A 23,755-nucleotide genomic window follows, 5' to 3' on the forward strand; every position below is an offset into this window, starting at 1 on the left:
ACCCAACGCCGCGGGTGCAAGATAGGTCCGCGGAGGCGCGATGTGTAGCGGCGCGATTGTGCCCGGTGCCCCGGCGGCGCTAGAAGGCGGGCATGACGGATGCCCTGCCCATCGACGACGCCCTGCCTGCGCTGTGCGCGGCGATCCGCAGCCACGGCCGCGCGGTGCTGGTGGCCCCGCCCGGCGCGGGCAAGACGACGCGGGTGCCGCTGGCGCTGATGGATCAGGTCGCGGGCCGCATCCTGATGCTGGAGCCGCGCCGCCTGGCCGCGCGCGCCGCGGCCGAGCGCCTGGCGCAGTCCTTGGGCGAGGCCGTGGGCGGGCGGGTCGGATACCGGATGCGCGGGGAATCGGTTCGGGGCAGCCGCATCGAGGTGGTGACCGAGGGCATCCTGACGCGGATGATCCAGATCGATCCCGCGCTGGAGGGCGTGGGCTGTGTGATCTTCGACGAGTTCCACGAGCGCAGCCTGAACGCCGATCTGGGGCTGGCCCTGGTCTGGGAGGCGCGGGGCGCCCTGCGCGAGGATCTGGCGGTTCTGGTGATGTCCGCCACCTTGGACGCGGGGCCGGTGGCGGCGATGCTGGACGACGCACCCGTGGTGACGTCCGAGGGGCGGGCCTTTCCGGTCGAGACGCGCTGGCTGGGCCGGCCCCTGCCAGCGGGCGGGCGGTTGGCGGACGATGCCGCGCGTCTGATCGCAAGGGCCGCGGACGAGACGCGCGAGACGGGCGGCACGATCCTGGCCTTTCTGCCCGGAGAGGGAGAGATCCGCCGCGTGACGGCGGCCTTGTCGGGGACGGGCTGCGAGGTGCTGCCCCTGTATGGCGCGCTGCCGGCCGCGGCGCAGCGCGCGGCGCTGGCCCCGCCGGGAGCCGTGCGGCGGATCGTTCTGGCCACGGCCATTGCCGAGACGTCGCTGACAATCCCCGGCGTGCGGGTGGTGGTGGATGCGGGGCGCGCGCGCCGGGCGCGGTTCGATCCGGGCAGCGGCATGTCGCGGCTTGTGACCGAGCGGGTCAGCCGCGCCGAGGCCGAGCAGCGGCGCGGCCGGGCGGGGCGGGTGGCACCGGGCATCTGCTATCGCATGTGGGCACGGGCCGAGGAGGGGGTGCTGCCGGCTTTCGCGCCACCCGAGATCGCCGTGGCCGACCTGACCGGGCTGGCGCTGGAACTGGCCGTCTGGGGGGCGGGGGCCGCCGATCTGGCGTTCCTGACGCCGCCGCCGGACGCCGCACTGACCGAGGCGCGGGCGCTGCTTGCCGATCTGGGCGCGCTGGATGCGGAGGGGCGGATCACGGCGCATGGCCGGGTGCTGGCACGGCTGCCGCTGCATCCGCGTCTGGCGCATATGCTGGCGCTGGCGGGGCCGGCTGCCGCCGATCTGGCGGCGCTGCTGTCGGACCGCGACCCGCTGCGCGGGGCGGGGGCCGATCTGGAGCATCGGCTGCGCGCAATCCGCGATCCGGGGGCACGTGCGGCATTCGAGGTGAACCGGCAGGGCATCGAGAGGATCAGGGCCGAGGCCAAGCGGTTGCGGCGGCTGGTTGCGTCCCGCGACGGCGGGGGGGACGATGTCCCCCCCGCACCCCCCCTGTCGGCCCTGTCGGCGGGCGGCATGGCCTCGCTGGCCTATCCCGACCGGATCGGGCTGCGTCGCAAGGGTGACGAGGCACGGTTCGTGCTGTCGGGCGGCAAGGGTGCGGTGCTGGCATCGGAGGACAGCTTGGCAGTGCAACGGACGATCGTGGCGCTGGATCTGGACGGGGATCAGCGCGAGGCGCGCATCAGGCTGGCCGCGCGACTGGACGAGGCTGATCTGCGCGCGCTGCATGGCGACAGGATCGGCCAGCAGGCCCTGTGCGAATGGTCGCGCCGCGAGGGTCGCGTCATCGCCCGCCTGCAGGAGCGGCTGGGCGCGCTGGTGCTGTCGGACCGGCCCTGGCCCGACGCCCCGGCCGAGGCGATGGCCGCGGCCGCGTTGGAGGGATTGCGCCTGGACGGGCTGCCCTGGACCCCGGCCGCGGCACGTCTGCGGGCGCGGATCGCGCTGGTGCCGGACCTTGGCTCGGTGGCGGATGCCGACCTGCTGTCGGATGGCGACTGGCTGCTGCCTTGGCTGGGCCGGGTGCGGACGCTGGCGGATCTGCGCGGGCTGGACCTGGTCGAGCCGCTGAAGGCGCGGATCGGATGGGCAGGCCAGCAGCGGCTGGACCAGGAGGCGCCGGGGCAGTTCACCACCCCCCTGGGTCGCCGCGTGCCGATCGATTACGGGGGCGCGGACCCGTCGATCGAGTTGCGCCTGCAGGAGCTGTTCGGAGTCACCCGCCATCCGGCGGTGGGCGGGCGGCCGCTGCGGATCACGCTGCTGTCGCCGGGCGGCAAGCCGGTGCAGGTGACGATGGATCTGCCGGGGTTCTGGGCCAGCTCCTATGCCGATGTCAGAAAGGACATGCGCGGCCGCTATCCGCGCCATCCCTGGCCCGAGGACCCGACCGCGGCCGATCCGACGGTGCGGGCCAAGCCGCGCGGCACCTAGTCGATGGGGCGGATCAGCTTGGCGTCCAGAACGCGCAGCACCTGGGCCAGGTCGTGGCCGCGTTTCAGGATGCGCCCGTCCATGGCGATCACCGCATAGGCGCCCTGGGCCGCGCGCAGGCGGGGGCGTTTCTCGATCCGGTAAAGGGGGTGTTCGGCGGCGCGGCGAAAGACGCTGAACACCGCCGCGTCGCGCAGAAAGGACATGCCGTAATCGCGCCATTCACCCGCGGCCACGAAGCGGCCGTAGGTCGACAGGATCAGGTTCAGTTCCCTGCGGTCGAACACCACGCGGTCGGCATCGGGCGGGATCGCGTTCATCATGTCGGGATGGTGACAGCCCGCCGCGGCCTGCGCAACGCCAAACGGGTCAGAAGCAGCTGACCTTGGTGATGCGACCGTTCACGCCGTATTCGATGTTCAGCCGGTCGGGGCGGAAATCGGCGGTGACCATGTCCTCGGGGCCGATCACGCGGGTGCCCAGGGGAAAGTTCATCGCCGACAGGGCCGTGCGGGGCTGGCCGATCAGGCCCTGATAGCCGGCGGCGCCGCATTCGTCGACGACCGGGGGCGGGGTCGGCTCGACATAGGCGGGTTCGCAGGCGGCAAGGGCCGTCGCGGCAAGGATCAGGGCAAGCGTGGTCTTGTGCATGTGGGTCATCCGCAATCGATCTTGGTGATGGTGCCGGTCGCATCCAGGCGGAAGACGAGCCGGTCGGGGTCATAGTCCTGGGGTTCGATCCCGCGATACTCGACCACGCGATAGGCGCCGGGCAGGCCGAGCGTCGGGATCGTGCTGCCGGGCTGACCCACGCTGGAGGCGTAGCTGCTGGCCTTGCACAGGTCGGGCTTGCGTTCGGTCACCCCGGTGATGCCGGTCGTCGCAACAGGCAGGTCCGCCACCACGGGTGCCGCCGGGAAGGGGGCTGCGGCCGGATAGGGCGCCGTCGGATAGGGGGCCGGTGCGGGGGCCGCATAGGGCGCGGGCGCGGCGGCATAGGGCGCGGGCGCATAGCCGGGCTGGGCCGCATAGGCAGGCCCCGCATAGCCGCCCGCGGGCGGCATGCGGTTCGGCGACGACGCGCAGCCCTGCACCGCCAGCGCCATGCCGGCGGCCATCGCGGCCCGAATCGTCCAGTCCTTGCTGATCATCGCCTGTCACCCCTGCCGGTCCTGTTTCCGGACCTTGTTCCCGCCAGCATAGGCCGCGCCTCCGGCCTTGAGAAGCGGGGTGATGGATCACGTTTCGATCATCGCAGGAATGCAACAGCCCCTGGGCGCGTCGCGCCCTCAGGCGGCCTGCAGGCCGTAGGCCGACAGGAACAGCGCCGCCGCGTCGCGGGCGATCCGCGCGACCTGCGCATCGGGCAGCGTGGTGCCCGTCAGCAGGGCTGGCTGCTGGACCTGCCCGGTGATCAACGCGACCAGCTGGCGGGCGGATTGACCGCTGTCAAGGTCGCGGATCTGTCCCGCGGCGATCCAGCCGTCGATGATCTGCGCCAGGGGGGCCGCGACGCGGTTGGCCAAGGCGTCGTCATAGTCGCGCGCGTCGTCGGGAAAGCGCGTCGATTCGGCGGTCATCACCCGCAGCAGGCTGAGCCGCGGTTCCGACAGCGCCCATGTCGCCAGGTCCGACAATACCCGCGGCAGCTCGGTCCGGGCTTGGGACGCGGGGTCGGCCGCGAAGGGCTGCTGGCGGAAGGCGCTGTCCATCGTGGCGCGCAGCACCTCGCGGAACATCAGGGATTTGTCGGGGAAATAGCTGTAGAGCGTCGCCTTGGACACCCGGGCGGACCGGGCGATGTCGTCGACGCTGGCGGCCGCATAGCCGTCGCGCAGAAAGATGACGGCAGCCCCGTCACGGACCTGATCGAATTTGCGGCCCCGCGTGATGCCGGGGGCCGGTGCATGGGTGGTATCGGTCTTCATTCTTCTTCCTTGGTTTCCATCCAAACACCGCGGATAGAGAGGCGGTTTCCCTATCAGCATAATAAATGGTGTGAAAAGGAAAACCCCGGCCGGGCTGCGCGTCGTGCAAAAGCTGCTGGTTTTTATCGCAAACATGGCGCCGTCGGCGACGATCCGCTGTGGCGGCACCGGGCGGATTGGCCTAGCGTGCGGCCATATCGACCTTGCGCCGTCACCAGGAGGAAGCAGCAATGTCCGTCAACACGACCTCGTTCCGGGATTCAGTGGACCGCATGTTCACCCATGCCGCAGGCCTGATGAGCCTTGCGCCGGGGCTGGAGGAGAAGATCCGCGTCTGCAATTCCACCTATACGGTGCGGTTCGGGGTGCGGCTGCGTGGCCAGATCCACACCTTTACCGGCTATCGGTCGGTCCATTCCGAACACATGGAGCCCGTGAAGGGCGGCATCCGCTATTCGCTGGATGTGAACCAGGACGAGGTCGAGGCGCTGGCAGCCCTGATGACCTACAAATGCGCGCTGGTCGAGGTGCCGTTCGGCGGGTCGAAGGGCGGGCTGTGCATCGACCCGCGCGCCTGGAACGAGGATGAGCTGGAGCGCATCACCCGCCGCTTCACCTACGAGCTGTCGCGCCGCAACCTGATCTCTCCGTCCCAGAACGTGCCCGCGCCTGACATGGGCACCGGAGAGCGCGAGATGGCGTGGATGGCCGACGCCTACAAGCGGCTGCATCCGGACGACATCAACGCCAAGGCCTGCGTCACCGGCAAGCCGCGCACCGCGGGCGGCATCGACGGGCGCGTCGAGGCGACGGGCCGTGGCGTGCAATACGCGCTGCGCGAGTTCTTCCGCCATGACGACGTGATGAAGCAGGCCGGGCTGACCGGCGTGCTGGCGGGCAAGCGCGTGATCGTGCAGGGCCTGGGCAACGTGGGCTATCACGCCGCCCAGTTCCTGTCGGTCGAGGACAAGTGCCTGATCACCGGCGTGATCGAGCGCGACGGCGCCATCACCAACCCGCAGGGCATCAACATCGACGCGCTGCGCGGCCATATCCGCGCGACCGGCGGCATCAAGGGCTTTGCCGGCGGCGACTATCACGAGAACGGCCTGGCCATGCTGGAGCAGGAGTGCGACATCCTGATCCCCGCCGCGGTAGAAAGCGTGATCCACGCCGACAACGCCGAACGCATCAGCTGCAAGCTGATCATCGAGGCGGCGAACGGTCCCGTGACCGCCGACGCGGACGCGATCCTGCGCCGCAAGGGGATCGTGATCATTCCCGACATGTACGCCAATGCCGGCGGCGTGACCGTGTCCTATTTCGAATGGGTCAAGAACCTGTCGCAGATCAGCCTGGGCCGTCTGGAGCGCCGCCACGAGGAGGCCCGCGCCCGCATGATCGTCGAGGAGCTGGAGCGTCTGTCGGCCGATACCGGCCTGAACTGGACCCTGTCCAAGGGCTTCAAGGAGGCGTTCCTGACCGGCGCGGACGAGCTGGAGCTGGTGCGGTCCGGCCTGGACGACACGATGCGCGAGAGCTTCAAGAAAATGAAGGAGGTCTGGATCAGCAATCCCAAGGTCCAGGACATGCGCACCGCGGCCTATGTGGTGGCGATCCGCCGGATCTCGAACGTCTACAACTCCCTGGGGCTTTGAGGAGGACCGCGCGTCAGGGGGGGGGGGTCATCGCGGGCTCCGGCTGGTTCGGGGGGAGTGTGCGCGGGGCGCGCGCAGGTGGCAAGCGGGCAGGGGGGCGCTGCCCCCCGTCCTGCGGACTCCCCCTGGGGTATTTCCGACAAAGGAGAAATCAGGGGCGGGGGGCGGCGGCGCGGCGCAGGCGGTCGTTGATCGCCTGGCCCAGCCCGTGGTCCGGGATCGGCGCGACCGAGATCGGGCGCCCCAGGGCATCGGCACGGCGCAGCAGGTCGAAGAGGCGCGCGGCGGCCTGGGTCAGGTCGCCCGTCTCCGACAGGCTGAACGGTCCGGGGGCGCCGAAGGACAGATGCGTCTCTCCGGGGGCGGGGACTGCGTTCAGGCGCAGCGCCGATTGCGGCGCGTAATGGCTGGACAGCTGTCCGGGTGCGTTCGGGGCCGAAGGGTCTGCATGATGCGCGGCCAGGGGTTCGCCCAGGGCCGCGGCGATCGCCTCGGCCGGGATGCCGCCGGGACGCAGCAGCGTCGGGCGACCGTCCTGCCAGCCGATGATCGTCGATTCCACGCCGACAGGGCAGGCACCGCCATCCAGTACCGCGGCGATGCGCCCGTCGAGGCCCCCGTCCGGGTGCAGCACATGATCTGCGGTGGTCGGGCTGATCCGCCCCGAGGCATTCGCCGACGGTGCGGCCAGCGGCGCGCCGGATGCGCGCAGCAGCGCCTGCGCCACGGGATGGGCAGGAACGCGGATGCCGATCGTGTCCAGCCCCGCCGTGACCAGCCCCGCGATGCCCGCATCGGCGCGCAGCGGCACCACCAGTGTCAGCGCGCCCGGCCAGAAGGCCCGCGCCAGGGTCAGCGCCTGCGGCGGCAGGTCGGCGACGGCCTGCGCCGCGGACAGGTCCGCCACATGCACGATCAGCGGGTTGAAGCTGGGCCGCCCCTTGGCCTGGTAGATGCCGGCCACCGCCGCCCCGTCGCGCGCGTCGGCAGCCAGGCCGTAGACCGTCTCGGTCGGGATCGCCACGCAGCGGCCCTGGGCCAGCAGGCGGGCGGCCTGGGCCAGGCCGGCACGGTCGGGGATCAGTCGCAGGGTCTGCATTCGTGACGCGGGGTTTCGGTTGAGCCTGAAAGGACGGCGGCACAAGATGCCGCCAGCGCCCGTTGATAGACGCGCCGCGGCCCGATGCCAAGGCGCCAGGAGGAGAACCCGATGACCTACAAGGCCCCGACAGCCCAGATCGACTTCATCCTGACCCATGTCGTCCCCTTTGCCGACCTGGCCCGGACCGACCGCTTTGCCGAGGCCACGGCCGAGACCGCGACCGCCATTCTGTCCGAGGCCGGCAAGCTGGCCCAGAACGTTCTGGCGCCCCTGAACCGGGGCAGCGACCAGACCCCCGCGCGGCTGGAGAACGGCGTGGTGCGATCCTCGCCCGGCTTTGCCGACGGGTTCCGGGCGATTGCGGAGGGGGGCTGGGTCGGCGTGTCGGCCGATCCGGAATACGGCGGCATGGGCCTGCCGCAGGCCCTGAACATGGCCGTGGCCGAGATGATGTCGGGCGCCTGCCTGTCCCTGCAGCTGAACCCGCTGCTGACCCAGGGCCAGATCGAGGCGCTGGAGCATCACGCCAGCGACGATCTGAAGGCGCGCTATCTGCCCAAGCTGATCAGCGGCGAATGGTCGGGCACGATGAACCTGACCGAACCGGGCGCGGGCAGCGACGTGGGCGCGCTGACCACCCGGGCGGAACCGGCGGCCGACGGCACCTATCGGATCAGCGGGCAGAAGATCTACATCACCTGGGGCGACAGCGACGTCACGTCGAACGTCTGCCACCTGGTGCTGGCGCGTCTGCCGGGCGCGCCCAAGGGGACGCGCGGCATCAGCCTGTTCATGGTCCCCAAGCTGATCCCCGACGAGCAGGGCGACCCGGGCGTCGCCAACAGTCTCAAGGTGGTCAGCCTGGAGCACAAGCTGGGCATCCACGGCAGCCCGACCTGCGTCATGTCCTATGACGGCGCCACCGGCTGGCTTGTCGGCGAGGAGAACAAGGGCATGGCGGCGATGTTCACGATGATGAACGTGGCCCGCCTTGGCGTCGGCATGCAGGGCGTGGGCGTGGCCGAGGCCGCGCTGCAGAAGGCCGTGGCCTATGCGGTGGACCGCAACCAGATGGGGCCGATCATCGGCCATCCCGATGTGCGCCGGATGCTGGCCACCGCGCAGGTCGAGGTGTTCGCCGCCCGCGCCATCGGCCTGGCCTGCGCCACCGCCATCGACATGGACCGCGCCACGGGGGATGCCGATCAGGCCGCCCGCGCGGCCTTCCTGACGCCGATCGCCAAGGCCTATGGCACCGACGTGGGCATCCGGGTGGCCGACATGGGCGTGCAGGTGCATGGCGGCATGGGCTATGTCGAGGAGACGGGCGCCGCGCAGTATCTGCGCGACGTGCGCATCACCTCGATCTACGAGGGCACGAACGGCATCCAGGCGATGGATCTGGTCGGACGCAAGCTGTCGGACGGCGGCGAGGCCGCGATGCGCCTGCTGGACGAGGTGCTGGACGGGGCCAAGGCCGCGCAGTCCGCGCATCCCGAGCTGGCCCACCAGCTGTGGCAGGCCGCCGAGACCCTGCGCGAGGCGACCCAGGCCCTGCTGGAGCGTGACATGGCCGACCGTTTCGCGGGCGCGGTCGCCTATCTGACCGCCTTTGCGCGGGTGCTGGGCGGGCATTACCACCTGCGCGCGGCGCTGAAGGGCGGACCGGCGCATCTGGCGCTGGCGCGGGTCTTCATGGCGCGCGTCCTGCCGCGGTTCACCGGCGATCTGGCCGAGGCGCAGGCGGGCCAGGGCGACCTGACCGCGCTGAGCAATGCCGCGCTGGCGGGCGACTTCGCGGCGTGATCCGCACGCCGCACGACATCCCGCCCGCCGAGGGGCAGGCCATCACCGTCGCCCCGGGCGTCTTGTGGATGCGCCTGCCGCTGCCGATGAAGCTTGACCACGTCAACGTCTATGCCTTTGACGATCCCGACGGCTGGACGGTCGTCGATACCGGCTTCGACACGGCGCGCACGCGCGAGATCTGGCAGGTGCTGCTGGACGGGCCGCTGCAGGGGCGGCCGGTCGTGCGGGTGATCGGCACGCATCACCATCCCGACCATATCGGGCTGGCCGGCTGGTTCATGGAACGGGGCGCCGACCTGTGGATCAGCCGCACCGCATGGCTGATGGCGCGGATGCTGGTCCTGGACGTGCAGGACCGCGCCAGCCCGCAGGCGCTGGCGTTTTGGCGACGGGCCGGGATGGCGGCCGAGATGCTGGACCGGCGCGCCAGCGACCGGCCCTTCAACTTTGCCGACGTGGTCCACCCGCTGCCTTTGGGCTTCACCCGCCTGGTCGAGGGCGACACGGTGACCTTCGGCGGAAGGCGCTGGCGGGTGGCGATGGGGCATGGCCATGCGCCCTGCCACGCGACGCTGTGGTCGCAGGACTGCGATCTGGTCATCGGCGGTGACCAGCTGCTGCCGTCGATCTCTCCGAACCTGGGGGTCTATCCGACCGAGCCCGAGGCCGACCCGGTGGGCGAGTGGCTGGAAAGCTGCACCCGGCTGGCGGCGCTGGCGCGGCCCGACCAGCTGGTGCTTCCGGGACACAAGCTGCCCTTCACCGGGCTGCCCTTCCGGCTGGAACAGCTGATCCAAAACCACCGCGCCGGGCTGGACCGGCTGGCGCAGGCCCTGGCGGACGGCCCGCGCACCGCGGTCGGGTGTTTCGACATCCTGTTCCGCCGCCGCATCGGCGAGGCCGAGTACGGCCTGGCCATGGTCGAGGCCGTGGCCCATGTGAACCACCTGCACCGCGCCGGGCGCATCCGGCCGGTGGGCGAAACGCAGGGTGCGGTGCTGTGGGGGGCGTGACAGCTGCGCCGCTTTCCGCTATCGCAGGATGAACGCAAACCGATGGGGCAGTGATGGCCGACTACGACAACAAACCCGAAGCGACCCAGGGAACGATGGACCTGACCGACCACAAGAAGACCTTCGCGGGCTTCATCCGCGGATCCACCTGGGTCATCGTCGGATCGCTGGCGGTCCTGGTCTTCATGGCCCTGACGAACGCCTGATCGGACGGGCGGGGACATGAAGCGACGCGTCTTCCTGGCGGCCACGCTGCCGGTCGTGCTGACCGCCTGCGGGGCCGACAACATCTGGGCCAGCGACGAAGCCGTGCGCGACGCGCGCTATGTGTCCGCCACGCCGACCTCGATCACGCTGTTCACGGTGATCGGCATCCCGCGCGGCGAGGGGGGGCATTCGGCGCTGATGTTCAACGGCAGTCAGCGCGTGATCTATGATCCCGCCGGCAGCTGGAGCCATCCGCGCATTCCCGAACGGCGCGACGTGCTTTACGGCATCACCGACAACTTCAAGAACTTCTACATCGATTACCACGCGCGCGAGACCTATTGGGTGGCCGAGGACACGATCCTGGTCCCGCGCGAGGTGGCCGACCTGGCGATCCGCCGGGCCGAGGCCAACGGTTCCGCCAACAAGAGCTTCTGCGCGATCGAATCGGGCAACGTCCTGTCCGGCGTGCCGGGGTTCGAGACGGTGCCGCGGGGGTTCTCTCCGCTGAAGCTGCGCGAATGGTTCCTGCGCCAGCCGGGCGTGGTGTCCAAGCGTCACTATGACGGCGACCCGGCCAACAACCACGACGTCCTGCTGCGCCAGAAGGACGGGACGATCGGCGGTTACAGAAGGTAAAGCAGGCCCGCCAGCGTGATGCCCCCGGCTAGGATGGCCAGCATCACGTTGCGGGTCAGCACGCCCACCGCCACGGTGGCGGCGGCGGCGGCCATGCGGGCCGGATCGGCGTTGCCGCCGGTCGCGGCGGGCCAGACGACGAGCGGCGCGACCAGCGCGGGCAGCACCGCCACCGGGGTATAGCGCAGCATCCGCAGCATCCAGTTCGGCAGGTCGCGGTCGCCCAGCGCGCCCAGGAACGACCAGCGGATCAGGTAGGTGCCGACGCCCAGCACCACGATGATGACCCAGATCTCAGTCGCGGACGCCTGCATCGCGCGCCTCCTTGCGTTCGGTGCGGATCTCGACCAGGGCACCGGTGGCCATGCCCAGGGGCGCGGCGATCAGCAGGCCCAGCCCCGACGGCAGCCCCGCCAGCGCCAGCGCCGCGACGATCGCGACAAAGCAGGCGGCCAGATGCGCGGGCGTGCGCAGCATCGGCGCGATCATCGCCAGGAAGGTGATGGGCATCGCGAAATCCAGCGCGATCCCCTCGGGGATGGCCTGGCCCACGGTGGCGCCAGCCCAGGTGGCGATCATCCACGGCACGCACAAGACCAGCGCGGTGCCGCCGAAATAGGCCAGCCGCTGCGCGATGGTCAGGCGCGGATACTGTTCGTAATGCTGGATCGACAGCGCATAGCTTTGGTCGATCAGCGCATAGGCGACCCAGGCCTTGTGGCCGGGCGTCGCGTCCCGCAGCCACGGCAGCAGGGACGCCGAATACATCGCCATGCGCAGGTTCACCGCCAGCCCGGACAGGATCACGATCAGCGCCGGCGCATTGTCGGTCAGCAGCTGCACCGCCGTGAACTGCGACGCGCCCGCCAGGACCAGCACCGAAAACCCCATGACCTGCGCCAGGTTCAGCCCGGCCTCGGTCGCGACCACGCCGAACAGCACCGCAAAGGGCACGATCACCACCAGGAAAGGCAGCGACTGGACGATGCCGTGGCGGAACGCGGCGGCCGGCGTCCGGGCCAATACGCGGATTGCCGCCTGATCGGCGGCGGCTTGCCGGGCCGAGGGCCTGGGTTCGGGGGCGGGGGACATGGCGCTTTCGTCTTCCTGCGTTTCGCGGCACCTTGCTTGCACGACACGCAAGGCAAGACAAGGCCAGCCGATGCAGATCCTGCACCCGATCCCCGACAGCCTGCTGCCCGCCGCGGCGGCGCTGTGGCGCGCGCATTTCGGGCGCGGACGCTGGCCTGCGCGGGTCCGCGCCGGGCATGGCGTGGTGGCGGTGGATGCATCCGGGGCGGTCTGCGGGGTGATGGGTCTGCGCGACGGTGCCGGCGGGTTCGCGCAGGGCGGCGCGGGGCTGTCAGGCTGGCTGTTCCGCGCGGCGCCGCCCACGGGCGATCTGGTCATCGACGGGCTTGCCGTCACCGACACCCGGCAGGGCACGGGGCGCGCGTTGATCGAGGCGGGGGCGCTGGTCGCCGCCCGCGACGGCCGCCCCGGCCTGCGGGCCGAGGTGCGCGCCCGCAACCGGGGCGCGCTGGCCTTCTACGACAGGGTGGGGTTTTCGGACCGGGGGCGGGGCCGCTATGGCCTGCCCTGGTGGGGGCAGGTCCATCTGCTGCACCTGAGCGTCTAGCCGAAGACGCCCGACACGCGGCCCAGCAGCATGAAGGCGCGCGACGACCGGCTGTCGGCCAGCACGGCGATCTGCAGGTCGTCCAGTTCCGGTACCAGCCGGGCCGTCAGCCCGTCGAAATGGCGCAGGAAGTGATGCGCGGTGTCGCGAAAGATCTCGTCCTCGCGCAGCATGGTGGCGGCGATCTCCAGCGCGGGCTGGTGGTGGATGCCGCCCAAGGCTGCGACGGCGCTGCCGCGTTCACCGGCGGCATAGCGGCGCCAGACGTCGGGTCGGGCCATCTCCGGCGGCAGGTCGTCCATGTAGACATCCTGGCCCGCCATCAGCGTCACGACATCCTGCGCGGCGCGCAGCACCTTGGAATGGGCCGGATCCTTCAGCGCATGACGCAGGGCGTCGATCGCGTCGACATCGTCGGGACCGTCGGGAAAGTTCAGCGCCCGGATCAGGGTCGTGGCGTCCACCGGGGCGCCCTGGGCCTCGAACCGCAGGGCGGCCTGACGCTGATCGGCGGTCTGGCGGGGCTTGGGCAGGGGGGCCGCGGGGCGCGGCGCGGCGGCCGGCTGCGGCTCGGCGGGGGCTGCCTCGCCGCGCAGATGCGTCAGGCGGGCGCGCAGATCCTCGGCCTCGGCGCGCAGGATGGCCAGCTGGCGGGCCAGCGACACGCCCAGCCAGATCAGCGCCAGCGGCAGGACCGTCCCCATGATCGAGACGAGGCGCGCCACGCCCGACGGGCCGCCATCGGTACCCGCGGGCCCAAGCAGCCAGAACAGCGCGACCAGGAACAGCCAGACGCCGGTCAGGGTAAAGCCGACCGTGGTCAGGCGGTCGCGGTTGGCCAGGCTGGCGATGCGTGCAATCAGGGACATGGCGTCATCCGTACCGGATCTCGACGATTTCATAGCTGCGCTGGCCGCCGGGGGTGGTCACCTCGACGCTGTCGCCCTCGTCCTTGCCGATCAGCGCGCGCGCCAGCGGAGAGCGGATGTTCAGCAGCCCGCGCTCGATGTCGGCCTCGGCCTCGCCCACGATCTGATAGTTGCGCTCTTCCTCGGTGTCCTCGTCGATCAGCTTGACGCGGGCGCCGAACTTGATGCTGCCCGACAGTTTCGCGGGGTCGATGACCTCGGCGCGCGACAGCAGGCTCTCCAGCTCCTTGATGCGCCCCTCGACGAAGCCCTGCTTTTCGCGGGCGGCGTGGTATTCGGCGTTCTCCGACAGGTCGCCATGTTCGCGCGCTTCGGCAATGGCGCGGATGATGGCGGGACGTTCCTTGGATTTCAGCTGCCCCAGTTCGCGTTCCAGCGCTGCCGCGCCGGTGGGGGTCATCGGTATCTTTTCCATCGCTGCCCTGGTCCTTGTTGGGATGCGTTTGTCCTGCGGGTGCCAAACCAACGCCCCTGCCATTGCGGAATGGCAGGGGCGCGGAAGCTGATCGGGGACATGGTCACCAAAATGGCGCTCAATGCAAGCCTGCATGGCCCGAATCGCGCAATCGCACGCGGCCAACCGCCGCGTCACGATTGCCCCCGCCCGCCGGGGTCGCTATCTGTTTGGCAGCCAGATTGTCACGGAGGGGGCCCCAGCACATGACAGACCAGACCGAGATCGTTCGCGAATCGATGGAATACGACGTCGTGATCGTGGGCGCGGGGCCGGCGGGCCTGTCGGCCGCGATCCGGCTGAAGCAGATCGACGCCGAACTGTCCGTCGTGGTCCTGGAAAAGGGCTCGGAGGTGGGCGCCCACATCCTGTCGGGTGCCGTGCTGGACCCCTGCGGGCTGGACCGGCTGATCCCCGACTGGCGCGACAAGGGCGCCCCGGTCACCACCGAGGTGACCGACGACAACTTCTATGTCCTGGGCGAGGCGGGGCAGGTGCGCGTGCCGAACTGGCCGATGCCGCCGCTGATGTCGAACCACGGCAACTACATCGTCAGCATGGGCAATGTCTGCCGCTGGCTGGCCGAACAGGCCGAGGCCCTTGGGGTCGAGATCTTCCCCGGCATGGCCGCCAGCCAGGTGGTCTGGGACGGGGATCGCGTGAAGGGTGTCGTCGCCGGAGAGTTCGGCCGCGAACCCGACGGCAGCATCGGCGACGGATACGAGCCGGGGATGGAGCTGCACGGCAAGTACGTCTTCATTGCCGAAGGCGTGCGCGGCAGCTTGGCCAAGCAGATCGATGCGCGGCTGAACCTGTCGGCCCATGGCGATCCGCAGAAGTTCGGCCTGGGCATGAAGGAGATCTGGGAGGTTTCTCCCGACAAGTTCCACAAGGGTCGCGTCGTGCACACGATGGGCTGGCCCCTGGGCAAGAATGCCGGCGGCGGCAGCTTCATCTATCATCTTGAGAACAACCAGGTGCTGGTCGGCTTTGTGGTTCACCTGAACTATGCCAACCCGTACCTGTATCCCTACATGGAGTTCCAGCGCTTCAAGCACCATCCGATGGTCGCGGACCTCTTGGAGGGGGCCAAGCGCATCAGCTATGGCGCCCGTGCCATTACCGAGGGTGGCTGGCAGTCGCTGCCGCAATTGTCCTTCGACGGCGGCGTGCTGCTGGGCTGTTCGGCAGGCATGGTCAACGTGCCCCGCATCAAGGGCAACCACAACGCGATGATCTCGGGGATCGAGGCCGCCGATGCCGCCGCCGCCGCGATCAAGGCGGGGCGCGAGGGCGACCGGCTGACCGATTACGACGGCGCGGTGCGCGGCGGTGCCATCGGTGCCGACCTGAAGCGCGTGCGCAACGTCAAGCCGATCTGGTCGCGCCTTGGCCTGTCGGCCAGCCTGATGCTGGGTGCGGTGGACATGTGGACCGCCAACCTGACCGGCTGGAACCCCTTGGGCACCTGGAGCCACGGCAAATCTGACGCCGCCGCCACCGGCAAGGCGCGCGATCACAAGCCGATCGACTATCCGCGCCCGGACGGCAAGCTGTCCTTCGACCGCCTGACCAACGTGGCGTTTTCCTTTACCAACCACGAGGAAAGCCAGCCCTGCCACCTGAAGCTGCGCGACCCTTCGGTGCCGATCGCGGTGAACCTGCCGGAATATGCCGAACCCGCGCAGCGCTATTGCCCCGCAGGCGTCTATGAGGTGGTCGAGGATGCGTCGGGCCCGCGCTTCGTCATCAACTTCCAGAACTGTGTCCACTGCAAGACCTGCGACATCAAGGATCCCAGCCAGAACATCGTCTGGACGACCCCGCAGGGCGGAGACGGGCCGAACTATCCCAACATGTGACCGTGGTCCGATAAGGCAGGTCCAGGCGGGTTCCTTGTCCCGACCTGCCGGTGGCTTGCCGCCTTGCGCCCCGTGCCGGGGCGGTATGGCCCGTCTAGCCGCTGCGGCAGGTTCCGGCCCTTGGATCAGGGGCGCCCCTTAGGTCGCTGTCACAGGCGATCTTTCGGGCACGGGACCGGGACTGCGCATCCTCGCAGGTCTGGACCATCTTTTGCAGGATGGCGCAGATCTGGGGGTCGATGATCGTCATGACATGCTCCTCTTGGTCAGAAATGCACGCAGAGCGTGTATTGAACCATACGGTTCGGTCATTTGGCCAGACCAAACTCACCCGATCGGCGGATTGTCGTAGGCGCGGGCGCCGCGATCGCTGTCCCGGCAGATGGCTGTACAAATAGCCAAGTGCGCAAAATGGACAAACGGGGGTACACACATCGTGTAGTTGTTCGAGGTATCGAGTATGCAAGGTGTTCCGACGGAAACGACGTTTCGGCTGTCCATGTCCGACAAGGACTGGGAGATCATCGACACGGCGCTGACGGCTTATTCCCACAATGCGGTCTATCGCGACCTGCGCGACAAGCTGGACATGCAGGTCGCCATGGTCCGCGCGCTGGACGGTGCGACGCGCAGCGCCAAGGTCGCCGGCCACCGCGACGCACGCGACGACAGGGCGCGGACCCCGGCCGGGCCGCGTCAGGATCGCCGCTTGACCGCATAGGCCGGCGGGGTCGCGATCAATCGAGGCGGGGCCGTCTGCGATGCAGGGCAGGCGGCGTCGGCGCCTGGACGGTGTCCGACCTGGGTACGCGATGCCTTCGAAATCACTTGATGGAGGATGGCATTCGGTATCCAACTCTACGGATCAAAGCATCGCGCAGGAGGTGGCAAGTTATGCCCCGTATGACGCTGACGGGAATGCCGGGGCACCACCCGGTCGTTCTCAGTTTCGAGGCCGACACCCGCTTCACCATCGAGAACGGACCCGAGGGGGCGACCATCCTTGGCCTGCATCGGCAGGGGTCCCAGCAGATCGTCCATGTCCGCGAGACGCGCGATCAGATCATCGCGGCCCGCGCGGCAGCGCTGTCGAACGCGCCGTCCCGGTAGGCCTCAGGGCGTCAGGCCGGATCGCCGGTCATCTGGTGCAGGGCGTCGATGATCTGGTCCGTGGGATAGGGCTTTGGAAAGAACCGCGCACCGGGCGGCAGGTCGGCGTCCCTGACGCCCAGTATCCCAGATGCGACGATGATGCGGATGTCGGGCCAAGTGGCGCTGACATGGGCCGCCAGCTTCAGGCCGTTCATCGATCCGGGCATCTCGACATCGGTGAACAGGATGGCGATGTCGGAGGTGCCGTTCAGCGTGGCCAGCGCGGCGTCGGCCGACTTGGCCTCGTAGGTCCGAAAGCCCGCGTCGTGCATCATGTCGACGGCTTCCATCCGGATCAGGATCTCGTCCTCGACGACAAGGACGGCGTTGCGGGGCTGGGACATGATGGTTCTTCCGGGGATGGGGTGGCGGACGCTCAGTCCTGCTGCGTCAGGCCGGTCAGCGGTGATGTCAGTTCGAAACGCAAACCGCCGGGGTCATAGTCCAGTTCCGCGACCCCGTCGAAGTATCCCGCAAGGGCCTGTTCGATCATCCGGCTGCCAAAGCCCTGGCGGCGGGGCGGGGTGACGGTCGGCCCACCATGTTCCTGCCAGGACAGGCGAAATCCGACAGGCTCCGCGTCGTCGTTGCGGTGCCACCGGACCTGGACATGGCCCGTCTCGGCGGACAGGGCGCCGTATTTCATCGCGTTGGTGGCCAGTTCGTGCAGCGCCATGGTCAGGGCCAGCGCCTGCTTGGACCCCAGGGCCAGGTCCGGCCCCGCGACCCGGAAGCGGTCCGCGCTCATGCGGTGGGGGCCCAGGGCCGCCTCGACCACCTCGGTGATGGCGGTTTCTGTCCAGGTCGCCTTGACCAGGCGGTCATGGGCCTGCGCCATGATGCCGATGCGCGACTGGATGGACATGCGGGCCTGGTCCAGCGTCTCGGCCTGGCGCAGGGTCTGCGAGACGATGGAATGCACCATCGCCATCGAGTTCTTGACCCGGTGGTTCATCTCTCCCAGCATCAGCTGAAGCTGTTCCTCGACCACCTTGATGCGGTTGATGTCCGTGCAGCTGCCGTACCAGCGGGTGATCCGGCCCGTCGCATCGCGGACCGGCTTGGCGCGGCCCAAGACCCACCGGTATTCGCCGGACCGGTGCCGCAGGCGATACTCGATCTCGTAGGGCTGGCCGGTCTCCAGGCTTTGACGCCAGCGCGCCCATGTGCGGTCCTGATCGTCGGGATGGAACATCCCGGCCCAGGCCTCGCCGTCGGTCGAGCCTTCGGGCACGCCGGTGAACTCGTACCAACGATGGTTGTAATAGTCGTGAAAGCCGTCCGGGCGGGTCGACCAGATCATCTGGTCGACGGAATCGGCGATGGCGTGGAACTTGGCCTCGCTGTCGTGCAGCTGCGCCTCGCGGGTCTGCAGCTCGTGCATGCGATCGCGCGCCTCGTACTGCCGCGCGCGGGCCTTGAGGGCAGAGCGGACGGCGCGCACCAGCTCCTCCGCGTGCAGCGGCCGCGACAGCACCACCCCGTTCTGCAGCGCGTCGATGCGGGCCTTGGCCCGGTCCGATCGATGCCGCGACGTTCCGTTCGCCAGAACGATGAAGGGAACGTCCGACCAGGACGGCTGATCGGCCAGGGCCCGCTGCAGCAGTCCCTCATCCGCGGCGACCAGGGCCTCCTCGGTGACCAGGGCCACGCCGATGGTCGCCCCGACCAGCCCCGCCAGCGCGGGCAGGTCCCGTGCCTGGACCGACGCGATGCCGACCTTGTCCAGCAGCGCCGCGGCCACGGCGGCGTCGCGGCCCCGCGGCGCCAGGATCGCCACCGCCAGGGCCAGGTCGTCGCGCGCGGCCGACCGGTCGGTCACCGTGCCCGGTCCCTCTGCGGAACGGTCGCCATCAGGTCGTTCTCGGTGCCCACCAGCACCGGCGTCCCGGACAGGATGCCCGAAAAGCCCCGGATCGGCGCGCCGATGACGATGCCGCCCCCGTCGATCCGCAATTCGCGGATGGTGCGTTCGTGGTCCGACGTGCGCGTCTTGATGACCGCGATCGACTTCCGCACCTCTCCGTCGGCCTCGAAAAAGCGCAGCATCATCATCGTGTCGGCCAGATAGCTGATGTCCAGGTCCGACCGCAGATCGCCCGTCACCCCGTGCTGACCCAGGATCATCAGCGACACCACGCCCTGCTGGGCCAGATAGCTGAGCAGTTCGTGCATCTGCAGCACCAGGAAATTGTCGCTTGGCATCGCGTGCAGATAGGCGTTCAGGCTGTCGATCACGACCAGCCCGGCATCGTCCTGTTCGACCGCGCTGCGGACGGCGCTGGCGAACTCTCCGGGGGACAGTTCCGCCGGGTCGATCTGGCGGATCGTCAGCAGGCCGGCGTCGATGAATGGCTGCAGGTCCATGTTCAGCGCCCTGGATCGGGTCATCAGCGTGGCCAGCCGTTCGTCGAACAGGAAATAGGCCGCCTTCTGGCCACGCTGCAGCGCCGAGATCATGCAGCGTACGGCGGTCGTCGTCTTGCCCACCCCGGCAGGCCCCGCCAACAGCGTGTTGGTTCCGGGAAACAGGCCGTCGCCCAGCAGCGCGTCCAGACCGGCAAGCCCTGTGGTCACCGGTTCGGCCGAAAAGCGGCGGTGGTGATCGGCCGCGATCAGGCGCGGATAGACGCGGATGCCGCCGCGTTCGATGGTAAAGTCGTGATAGCCGCCGTGATATTTCAGGCCGCGCATCTTGACGACCCTCAGCCTGCGGCGCTCCGAGCCGAAATCGTTGGCCAGTTGCTCCAGCGAGATGACGCCATGCGCGATCGAATGCAGCTGCAGGTCGCCGGGTTCGGCCGTGCGGTCGTCCAGCATCAGCACGGTGCAGTTCCGGCGCGCGAAGAAATGCTTCAACGCCAGGATCTGGCGGCGATAGCGCAGCGGGTTCTGCGCCAGCAGGCGCAGTTCCGACAGGCTGTCCAGCACCACACGCACCGGGTCGGTCCGGTCCACCAGATCGAAGATGCCGCGCACCGTCTCTCCCAGCTCCACCTCGCTGGGATGCAGAAGCGACTGTTCGTGGTCGATGCCGAACTCGTCTTCGGCGATCATCTCGAAGATGTCGATGCCGTCCAGCGTCAGGTCATGCGACCGCGCGACGGCCCGCAGCTCTGTCTCAGTCTCGGACAGGGTGATGTAGAGGCCGCGGTCACCCGCCTGGCGCCCCTCCATCAGGAACTTCAGCGCCAGCGTGGTCTTGCCCGATCCGGGCGTGCCCACGACAAGATACAGCCGCGACGGCGTCAGTCCGCCCAGCAGCACGGCATCCAGGCCGGGGGTTCCGGTGCGAAAGCGCGCGTCGATGTCCGCGCCTGCTGTTTCCTGGCTCATCTGCTGTCCCATGCCTTGGATGGTATCGGCCCGCACGTGCCCCGGACACAAGGCGGATCCCTGTCCCGACAGGGTGCCGGTCGTCAAGCGCCAAAGGCGCAGTCTGATCATCACGCCTAATCCGTCACCGCGGACAGCTCCACCTGATAAAGGATGGTCCTGGCACGGGACCGGTGCCTGGACCGGGCTCAATGCCTTTCCGGACCATGCCGGCAACTGGCGCGCGATTTTTCGGGAACCCGGTTTACCAAAGGGCGTTGCCCTTGACGGTCACATGCGCGCACGACGCCGACCGGCCCTGATCCGAGAGCGAGGAAGCCATCATGATCACCCTGACCGTGAACGGGACGGAACACAGTTTCGATGGCGATCCCGAAATGCCGCTGCTGTGGTACCTGCGCGACGAGTTGGGACTGACCGGCACCAAGTTCGGCTGCGGCATCGCCCAATGCGGCGCCTGCACGATCCATCTGGACGGCTACCCGACCTTTGCCTGCATCACCCCCATCTCGATCGCGGACGGGTCGGACGTCCGCACGATCGAAGGTCTGGCCGAGAACGGCGACCATCCCGTGCAGGTCGCCTGGCGTGACCTGAACGTGTCGCAATGCGGTTATTGCCAGGCGGGGCAGATCATGCAGGCCGCGGCGCTGGTGGATTCCACCCCCGACCTGACCGACGAGGACATCGACACGGTGATGAGCGCGAACCTGTGCCGCTGCGGCACCTATCCGCGCATCCGTGCCGCCATCAAGCAGGCCGCCGAAGCGAGGACGGAATGATGTCGAACCGCGTCCCCGAATCCCTCGGCATCGCCAATGTCAGCCGCCGGTCCCTGCTGTTGGGCATGGGGGCCGGCAGCTTGGTCCTTGCCATCGGGCTGCCCCGCCCGGGCCGCGCGCAGGACGCGCCTGTCCAGTTCGGCGCCGACGCGATGCCCAATGGCTGGCGTGACAATCCGAACGTCTTCGTCTCGATCGCCGAGGACGGTATCGTCACCGTCACTGTCCACCGTTCCGAGATGGGGCAGGGTGTGCGCACCTCGATCGCGATGGTCGTTGCCGACGAGTTGGAGGCCGACTGGGACATGGTCCGAGTGACCCAAGCCCCCGGCAACGAGCCGCGCTATGGCAACCAGGACACCGACGGCTCGCGCAGCCTGCGGCATTTCTTCGGCCCGATGCGCCGTGCCGGGGCCTCGGCGCGGACCATGCTGGAGCAGGCGGCGGCAGAAGCGTGGGACGTGCCCCTGTCCGAAGTGCGCGCCGAGGGGCATGTCGTACGTCATGCCGAATCGGACCGCACGATGGGCTTTGGCGAACTGGCCGCCGCCGCCGCCGCCCTGCCGGTTCCCGACCGCGAGGGCCTGCGCCTGAAGGACCCCGCGACGTTCCGTTACGTCGGCAAGGCCGATATCGGGCTGGTCGACAATGACGACATCACCCGCGGCACCACGACCTATGGGATCGACGTGCGCCGCGAAGGCATGCTGTATGCCGTCATCGCCCGCCCGCCGGTCTTTGGCGGCAGCGTGGCCAGCCTGGACGACAGCGCCGCCCTGCAGGTGCCCGGGGTCGAGCGGATCGTGCGGCTGGACCCGCCCGCCATCCCCACGGAATTCCAGCCGCTTGGCGGTGTCGCGGTCATTGCCCGCAACACCTGGGCTGCCATCAAGGGGCGCGAAGCGCTGGTCATCGAATGGGAGGATGGGCCGCATGCCGCCTATTCCTCGGATGACTTCAGGGCAGAGCTTGAGGCGGCGGTGCAGACCGGCGACGGCAAGCTGATCCTGAACCGGGGCGACGTCGACGCGGCCCTGGCCGAGGCAGAGATCCGCGTGGTCGCCGAATACTATATCCCCCACCTGGCGCAGGCACCGATGGAGCCGCCAGCCGCCGTGGCCGATGTGCGCGACGGGTCCTGCGAGGTCTGGGCCTGCGTGCAGGCGCCGCAGGTCACCCGCCTGCGCCTGGCACAGCGGATGGACCTGCCCGAGGAGGACGTGACCGTCAACGTCACCCTGCTGGGCGGTGGTTTCGGCCGCAAGTCCAAGCCCGACTTCGTGCTGGAGGCCGCGATCCTCAGCCGCGAGATGGGCGCCCCGGTCAAGCTGACCTGGACGCGCGAGGACGATCTGCACCACAGCTATTACCACACCGTCTCGGTCGAGCGGCTGGAGGCGGGGCTGGACGCACAGGGCAAGGCCGTGGCCTGGCTGCACCGCACCGCCGCCCCCACGATCGGGTCGATCTTTGCCCCCGACCCCAAGGAGAAGCTGCCGTTCGAGCTGGGCATGGGGCTGACCAACATGCCCCTGGACATCCCCAACGTCCGTGCCGAGAACCCGCAGGCCCCGGCCCATGTGCGCATCGGCTGGTACCGGTCGGTCTCCAACATCCCGCACGCCTTCGCGATCCAGTCCTTCATCGCAGAACTGGCAGCGGCGGCGGGGCGCGATCCGCTGGAATACCTGCTGGAGACGATCGGCCCCGCCCGCCTCATCAACCCGAGCGAGATCGGCGATGTCTGGAATTATGGCGAGGACCCGGCGCGCTATCCCATCGACACCGGACGGCTGCGGGCGGTCACCGAAACCGTGGCCGAGGCGATCGGATGGGGTCGCCAGATGCCCGCCGGCAGCGGCCTGGGCGTCGCCGCGCATTACAGCTTTGTCAGCCATGTCGCCGTGGCGGCCGAGGTTGAGGTCATGGACGGCGCGGTGCGCATTCCGCGCGTCGAGATCGCCATCGACTGCGGCGCGCATGTCAATCCCGACCGCATCCGCTCTCAGATGGAGGGGGCGGTCATCATGGGCGCGGGGCAGGCCCTGACGGCCGAGATCACCTTCCAGGACGGGCGTGCGCAGCAGGACAACTTTGACACCTACCTGATTCCCCGCATGGAGACCGCGCCACGGGAGATCAACGTGCATCTCGTGTCCTCGGGTGGCTATGACCAGCCTTTGGGGGGCGTCGGGGAACCGGGCCTGCCGCCCGTCGCCCCGGCCATCGTCAACGCGATCTTTGCCGCGACGGGCACCCGTATCCGCCGCCTGCCGGTGGCCGATCAACTTCGCAGCTGAGGACATGTCCATGACCCTGAAACAGATGCTTCTGGCCGGCGGCCTTGCTGTCCTGGCCGGTCCGGCGCTGGCGGATTGCGCCGACCGGATCACCTTCCTCGAAGAGGCGCTGGACGATGCCTCGCGGCTGGCCATCTCGGCCTCGACGGGCGGGCAGGGGGTCGCGGGCGCCCGTGAGGCCCAGGCCGTGACCGAGGAGACGGCAGAGGAACCCGTCCCCTATCAGGACGACGCCGCCGGGGCGGTCGAGGAGGCCGAGGAGGCCGGGGACGGTGGCGAGGAGCTGATCGAGGCGCGTGCCCGCCTAGGCGAAGCCCGCACCCTGGCCGAGGACGGAAACGAGGAAGCCTGCACCCGGCAGATCAAGGAGATCCTTGTCGGCCTGATCGACGGGTGACCCGGCAG

At 69.2% G+C, this 23,755-nt stretch carries 26 protein-coding genes; 13 read left to right on the forward strand and 13 right to left on the reverse strand.

All coding sequences use genetic code 11. The features are described from left to right. Positions 1 to 92 precede the first annotated feature (92 nt). The gene (gene hrpB / locus SY26_RS12655) at positions 93 to 2,540 is read left to right on the forward strand and encodes an ATP-dependent helicase HrpB (RefSeq protein WP_046000767.1); all 2,448 of its coding nucleotides are present in this window, start codon (positions 93 to 95) and stop codon (positions 2,538 to 2,540) included. On the opposite strand, the gene SY26_RS12660 is transcribed toward hrpB, so the two are convergent. The 4 genes from SY26_RS12660 to SY26_RS12675 all read right to left on the reverse strand — a co-directional run bounded on the left by SY26_RS12660 (position 2,537) and on the right by SY26_RS12675 (position 4,468). After that, a complete protein-coding gene (locus SY26_RS12660) occupies positions 2,537 to 2,863 on the reverse strand; it encodes a DUF2794 domain-containing protein (protein ID WP_045983091.1) in 327 nt (108 codons plus the stop codon). The genes hrpB and SY26_RS12660 overlap by 4 nt on opposite strands. Positions 2,864 to 2,909: 46 nt before the next feature. Beyond that, positions 2,910 to 3,200, reverse strand: a complete 291-nt coding sequence (locus SY26_RS12665; RefSeq protein WP_232303335.1) for an I78 family peptidase inhibitor — start codon at positions 3,198 to 3,200, stop codon at positions 2,910 to 2,912. Further along, complete coding sequence (locus tag SY26_RS12670) at positions 3,197 to 3,691, reverse strand: hypothetical protein (RefSeq protein WP_176695042.1); 495 nt, start codon at positions 3,689 to 3,691, stop codon at positions 3,197 to 3,199. Before SY26_RS12670 ends, SY26_RS12665 begins: the two co-directional genes overlap by 4 nt. Positions 3,692 to 3,829: 138 nt before the next feature. Further along, on the reverse strand, positions 3,830 to 4,468 hold the full coding sequence (locus SY26_RS12675) for a TetR/AcrR family transcriptional regulator (protein ID WP_052715266.1): 639 nt from the start codon (positions 4,466 to 4,468) through the stop codon (positions 3,830 to 3,832). A gap of 230 nt (positions 4,469 to 4,698) precedes the next feature. On the opposite strand from SY26_RS12675, the gene SY26_RS12680 reads away from it, so the two are divergent. Next, positions 4,699 to 6,126, forward strand: a complete 1,428-nt coding sequence (locus SY26_RS12680; RefSeq protein WP_046000768.1) for a Glu/Leu/Phe/Val dehydrogenase — start codon at positions 4,699 to 4,701, stop codon at positions 6,124 to 6,126. Between the two features lie 151 nt (positions 6,127 to 6,277). Here the strand turns inward: SY26_RS12680 and SY26_RS12685 are convergent, their stop codons facing one another. Then, positions 6,278 to 7,225 (reverse strand): L-threonylcarbamoyladenylate synthase, encoded by a 948-nt coding sequence (locus tag SY26_RS12685; RefSeq protein WP_046000769.1) that lies wholly within the window; start codon positions 7,223 to 7,225, stop codon positions 6,278 to 6,280. Between the two features lie 111 nt (positions 7,226 to 7,336). Here SY26_RS12685 and SY26_RS12690 point away from each other — a divergent pair, with 111 nt between their 5' ends. From SY26_RS12690 to SY26_RS12700, 4 genes are read left to right on the forward strand one after another with little or no spacing between them, the layout of a single operon-like run. After that, positions 7,337 to 9,034 carry an acyl-CoA dehydrogenase gene (locus SY26_RS12690; RefSeq protein ID WP_046000770.1) on the forward strand — a complete coding sequence of 566 codons (1,698 nt, stop codon included), beginning with the start codon at positions 7,337 to 7,339 and terminating at the stop codon, positions 9,032 to 9,034. Beyond that, complete coding sequence (locus SY26_RS12695) at positions 9,031 to 10,050, forward strand: MBL fold metallo-hydrolase (protein WP_046000771.1); 1,020 nt, start codon at positions 9,031 to 9,033, stop codon at positions 10,048 to 10,050. Before SY26_RS12690 ends, SY26_RS12695 begins: the two co-directional genes overlap by 4 nt. Positions 10,051 to 10,103: 53 nt before the next feature. Continuing rightward, complete coding sequence (locus tag SY26_RS20195) at positions 10,104 to 10,256, forward strand: aa3-type cytochrome c oxidase subunit IV (RefSeq protein WP_064503561.1); 153 nt, start codon at positions 10,104 to 10,106, stop codon at positions 10,254 to 10,256. Positions 10,257 to 10,272: 16 nt separating this feature from the next. After that, positions 10,273 to 10,896: a hypothetical protein gene (locus SY26_RS12700; protein ID WP_046000772.1), complete on the forward strand. Its 624-nt coding sequence runs from the start codon at positions 10,273 to 10,275 to the stop codon at positions 10,894 to 10,896. On the opposite strand, the gene SY26_RS12705 is transcribed toward SY26_RS12700, so the two are convergent. Both SY26_RS12705 and SY26_RS12710 read right to left on the reverse strand, forming a co-directional pair. Beyond that, a complete protein-coding gene (locus SY26_RS12705; RefSeq protein WP_046000773.1) occupies positions 10,884 to 11,210 on the reverse strand; it encodes an AzlD domain-containing protein in 327 nt (108 codons plus the stop codon). The genes SY26_RS12700 and SY26_RS12705 overlap by 13 nt on opposite strands. Beyond that, positions 11,191 to 11,988 carry an AzlC family ABC transporter permease gene (locus SY26_RS12710; protein WP_084693827.1) on the reverse strand — a complete coding sequence of 266 codons (798 nt, stop codon included), beginning with the start codon at positions 11,986 to 11,988 and terminating at the stop codon, positions 11,191 to 11,193. Before SY26_RS12710 ends, SY26_RS12705 begins: the two co-directional genes overlap by 20 nt. A gap of 70 nt (positions 11,989 to 12,058) precedes the next feature. Between SY26_RS12710 and SY26_RS19965 the strand changes: the two genes are divergently transcribed. Then, on the forward strand, positions 12,059 to 12,535 hold the full coding sequence (locus SY26_RS19965; protein ID WP_052714859.1) for an N-acetyltransferase: 477 nt from the start codon (positions 12,059 to 12,061) through the stop codon (positions 12,533 to 12,535). Here SY26_RS19965 and SY26_RS12720 read toward each other — a convergent pair. Together SY26_RS12720 and greA are read right to left on the reverse strand one after the other, a co-directional pair. Continuing rightward, the gene (locus SY26_RS12720; RefSeq protein WP_084693828.1) at positions 12,532 to 13,404 is read right to left on the reverse strand and encodes a hypothetical protein; all 873 of its coding nucleotides are present in this window, start codon (positions 13,402 to 13,404) and stop codon (positions 12,532 to 12,534) included. The genes SY26_RS19965 and SY26_RS12720 overlap by 4 nt on opposite strands. Before the next feature lie 4 nt (positions 13,405 to 13,408). After that, entirely contained in the window at positions 13,409 to 13,879 is a 471-nt protein-coding gene (greA, locus tag SY26_RS12725; protein ID WP_046000775.1) for a transcription elongation factor GreA, read from the reverse strand. Positions 13,880 to 14,124: 245 nt separating this feature from the next. Here greA and SY26_RS12730 point away from each other — a divergent pair, with 245 nt between their 5' ends. Next, positions 14,125 to 15,780, forward strand: coding sequence for an electron transfer flavoprotein-ubiquinone oxidoreductase (locus SY26_RS12730; RefSeq protein WP_046000776.1), 1,656 nt, complete (start codon positions 14,125 to 14,127; stop codon positions 15,778 to 15,780). A gap of 94 nt (positions 15,781 to 15,874) precedes the next feature. Here SY26_RS12730 and SY26_RS21160 read toward each other — a convergent pair whose 3' ends face one another. Beyond that, complete coding sequence (locus SY26_RS21160; protein ID WP_157001774.1) at positions 15,875 to 16,030, reverse strand: hypothetical protein; 156 nt, start codon at positions 16,028 to 16,030, stop codon at positions 15,875 to 15,877. 249 nt (positions 16,031 to 16,279) lie between these two features. On the opposite strand from SY26_RS21160, the gene SY26_RS12735 reads away from it, so the two are divergent. Then, on the forward strand, positions 16,280 to 16,501 hold the full coding sequence (locus SY26_RS12735; protein ID WP_046000777.1) for a hypothetical protein: 222 nt from the start codon (positions 16,280 to 16,282) through the stop codon (positions 16,499 to 16,501). A 173-nt stretch (positions 16,502 to 16,674) separates the two neighbouring features. Further along, on the forward strand, positions 16,675 to 16,890 hold the full coding sequence (locus SY26_RS12740; protein ID WP_127897767.1) for a hypothetical protein: 216 nt from the start codon (positions 16,675 to 16,677) through the stop codon (positions 16,888 to 16,890). Positions 16,891 to 16,901: 11 nt separating this feature from the next. On the opposite strand, the gene SY26_RS12745 is transcribed toward SY26_RS12740, so the two are convergent. Genes SY26_RS12745 through SY26_RS12755 form a run of 3 tightly spaced genes read right to left on the reverse strand, consistent with a single transcriptional unit; the run spans position 16,902 to position 20,268 of the window. Continuing rightward, on the reverse strand, positions 16,902 to 17,276 hold the full coding sequence (locus SY26_RS12745) for a response regulator (RefSeq protein ID WP_046000779.1): 375 nt from the start codon (positions 17,274 to 17,276) through the stop codon (positions 16,902 to 16,904). Positions 17,277 to 17,308: 32 nt separating this feature from the next. Continuing rightward, positions 17,309 to 18,754 carry a sensor histidine kinase gene (locus tag SY26_RS12750; RefSeq protein WP_046000780.1) on the reverse strand — a complete coding sequence of 482 codons (1,446 nt, stop codon included), beginning with the start codon at positions 18,752 to 18,754 and terminating at the stop codon, positions 17,309 to 17,311. Then, the gene (locus SY26_RS12755; RefSeq protein ID WP_046000888.1) at positions 18,751 to 20,268 is read right to left on the reverse strand and encodes an ATPase domain-containing protein; all 1,518 of its coding nucleotides are present in this window, start codon (positions 20,266 to 20,268) and stop codon (positions 18,751 to 18,753) included. Before SY26_RS12755 ends, SY26_RS12750 begins: the two co-directional genes overlap by 4 nt. A gap of 323 nt (positions 20,269 to 20,591) precedes the next feature. Between SY26_RS12755 and SY26_RS12760 the strand changes: the two genes are divergently transcribed. Genes SY26_RS12760 through SY26_RS12770 form a run of 3 tightly spaced genes read left to right on the forward strand, consistent with a single transcriptional unit; the run spans position 20,592 to position 23,747 of the window. Then, the gene (locus tag SY26_RS12760) at positions 20,592 to 21,050 is read left to right on the forward strand and encodes a (2Fe-2S)-binding protein (RefSeq protein ID WP_045983882.1); all 459 of its coding nucleotides are present in this window, start codon (positions 20,592 to 20,594) and stop codon (positions 21,048 to 21,050) included. Next, the gene (locus tag SY26_RS12765) at positions 21,047 to 23,350 is read left to right on the forward strand and encodes a xanthine dehydrogenase family protein molybdopterin-binding subunit (protein ID WP_046000781.1); all 2,304 of its coding nucleotides are present in this window, start codon (positions 21,047 to 21,049) and stop codon (positions 23,348 to 23,350) included. The genes SY26_RS12760 and SY26_RS12765 overlap by 4 nt, the downstream gene beginning before the upstream one ends. 10 nt (positions 23,351 to 23,360) lie before the next feature. Continuing rightward, positions 23,361 to 23,747, forward strand: coding sequence for a hypothetical protein (locus tag SY26_RS12770; RefSeq protein ID WP_046000782.1), 387 nt, complete (start codon positions 23,361 to 23,363; stop codon positions 23,745 to 23,747). Positions 23,748 to 23,755 lie beyond the last annotated feature (8 nt).

The organism is Paracoccus sp. 228, assembly GCF_000967825.1.
GTDB lineage: Bacteria > Pseudomonadota > Alphaproteobacteria > Rhodobacterales > Rhodobacteraceae > Paracoccus > Paracoccus marcusii.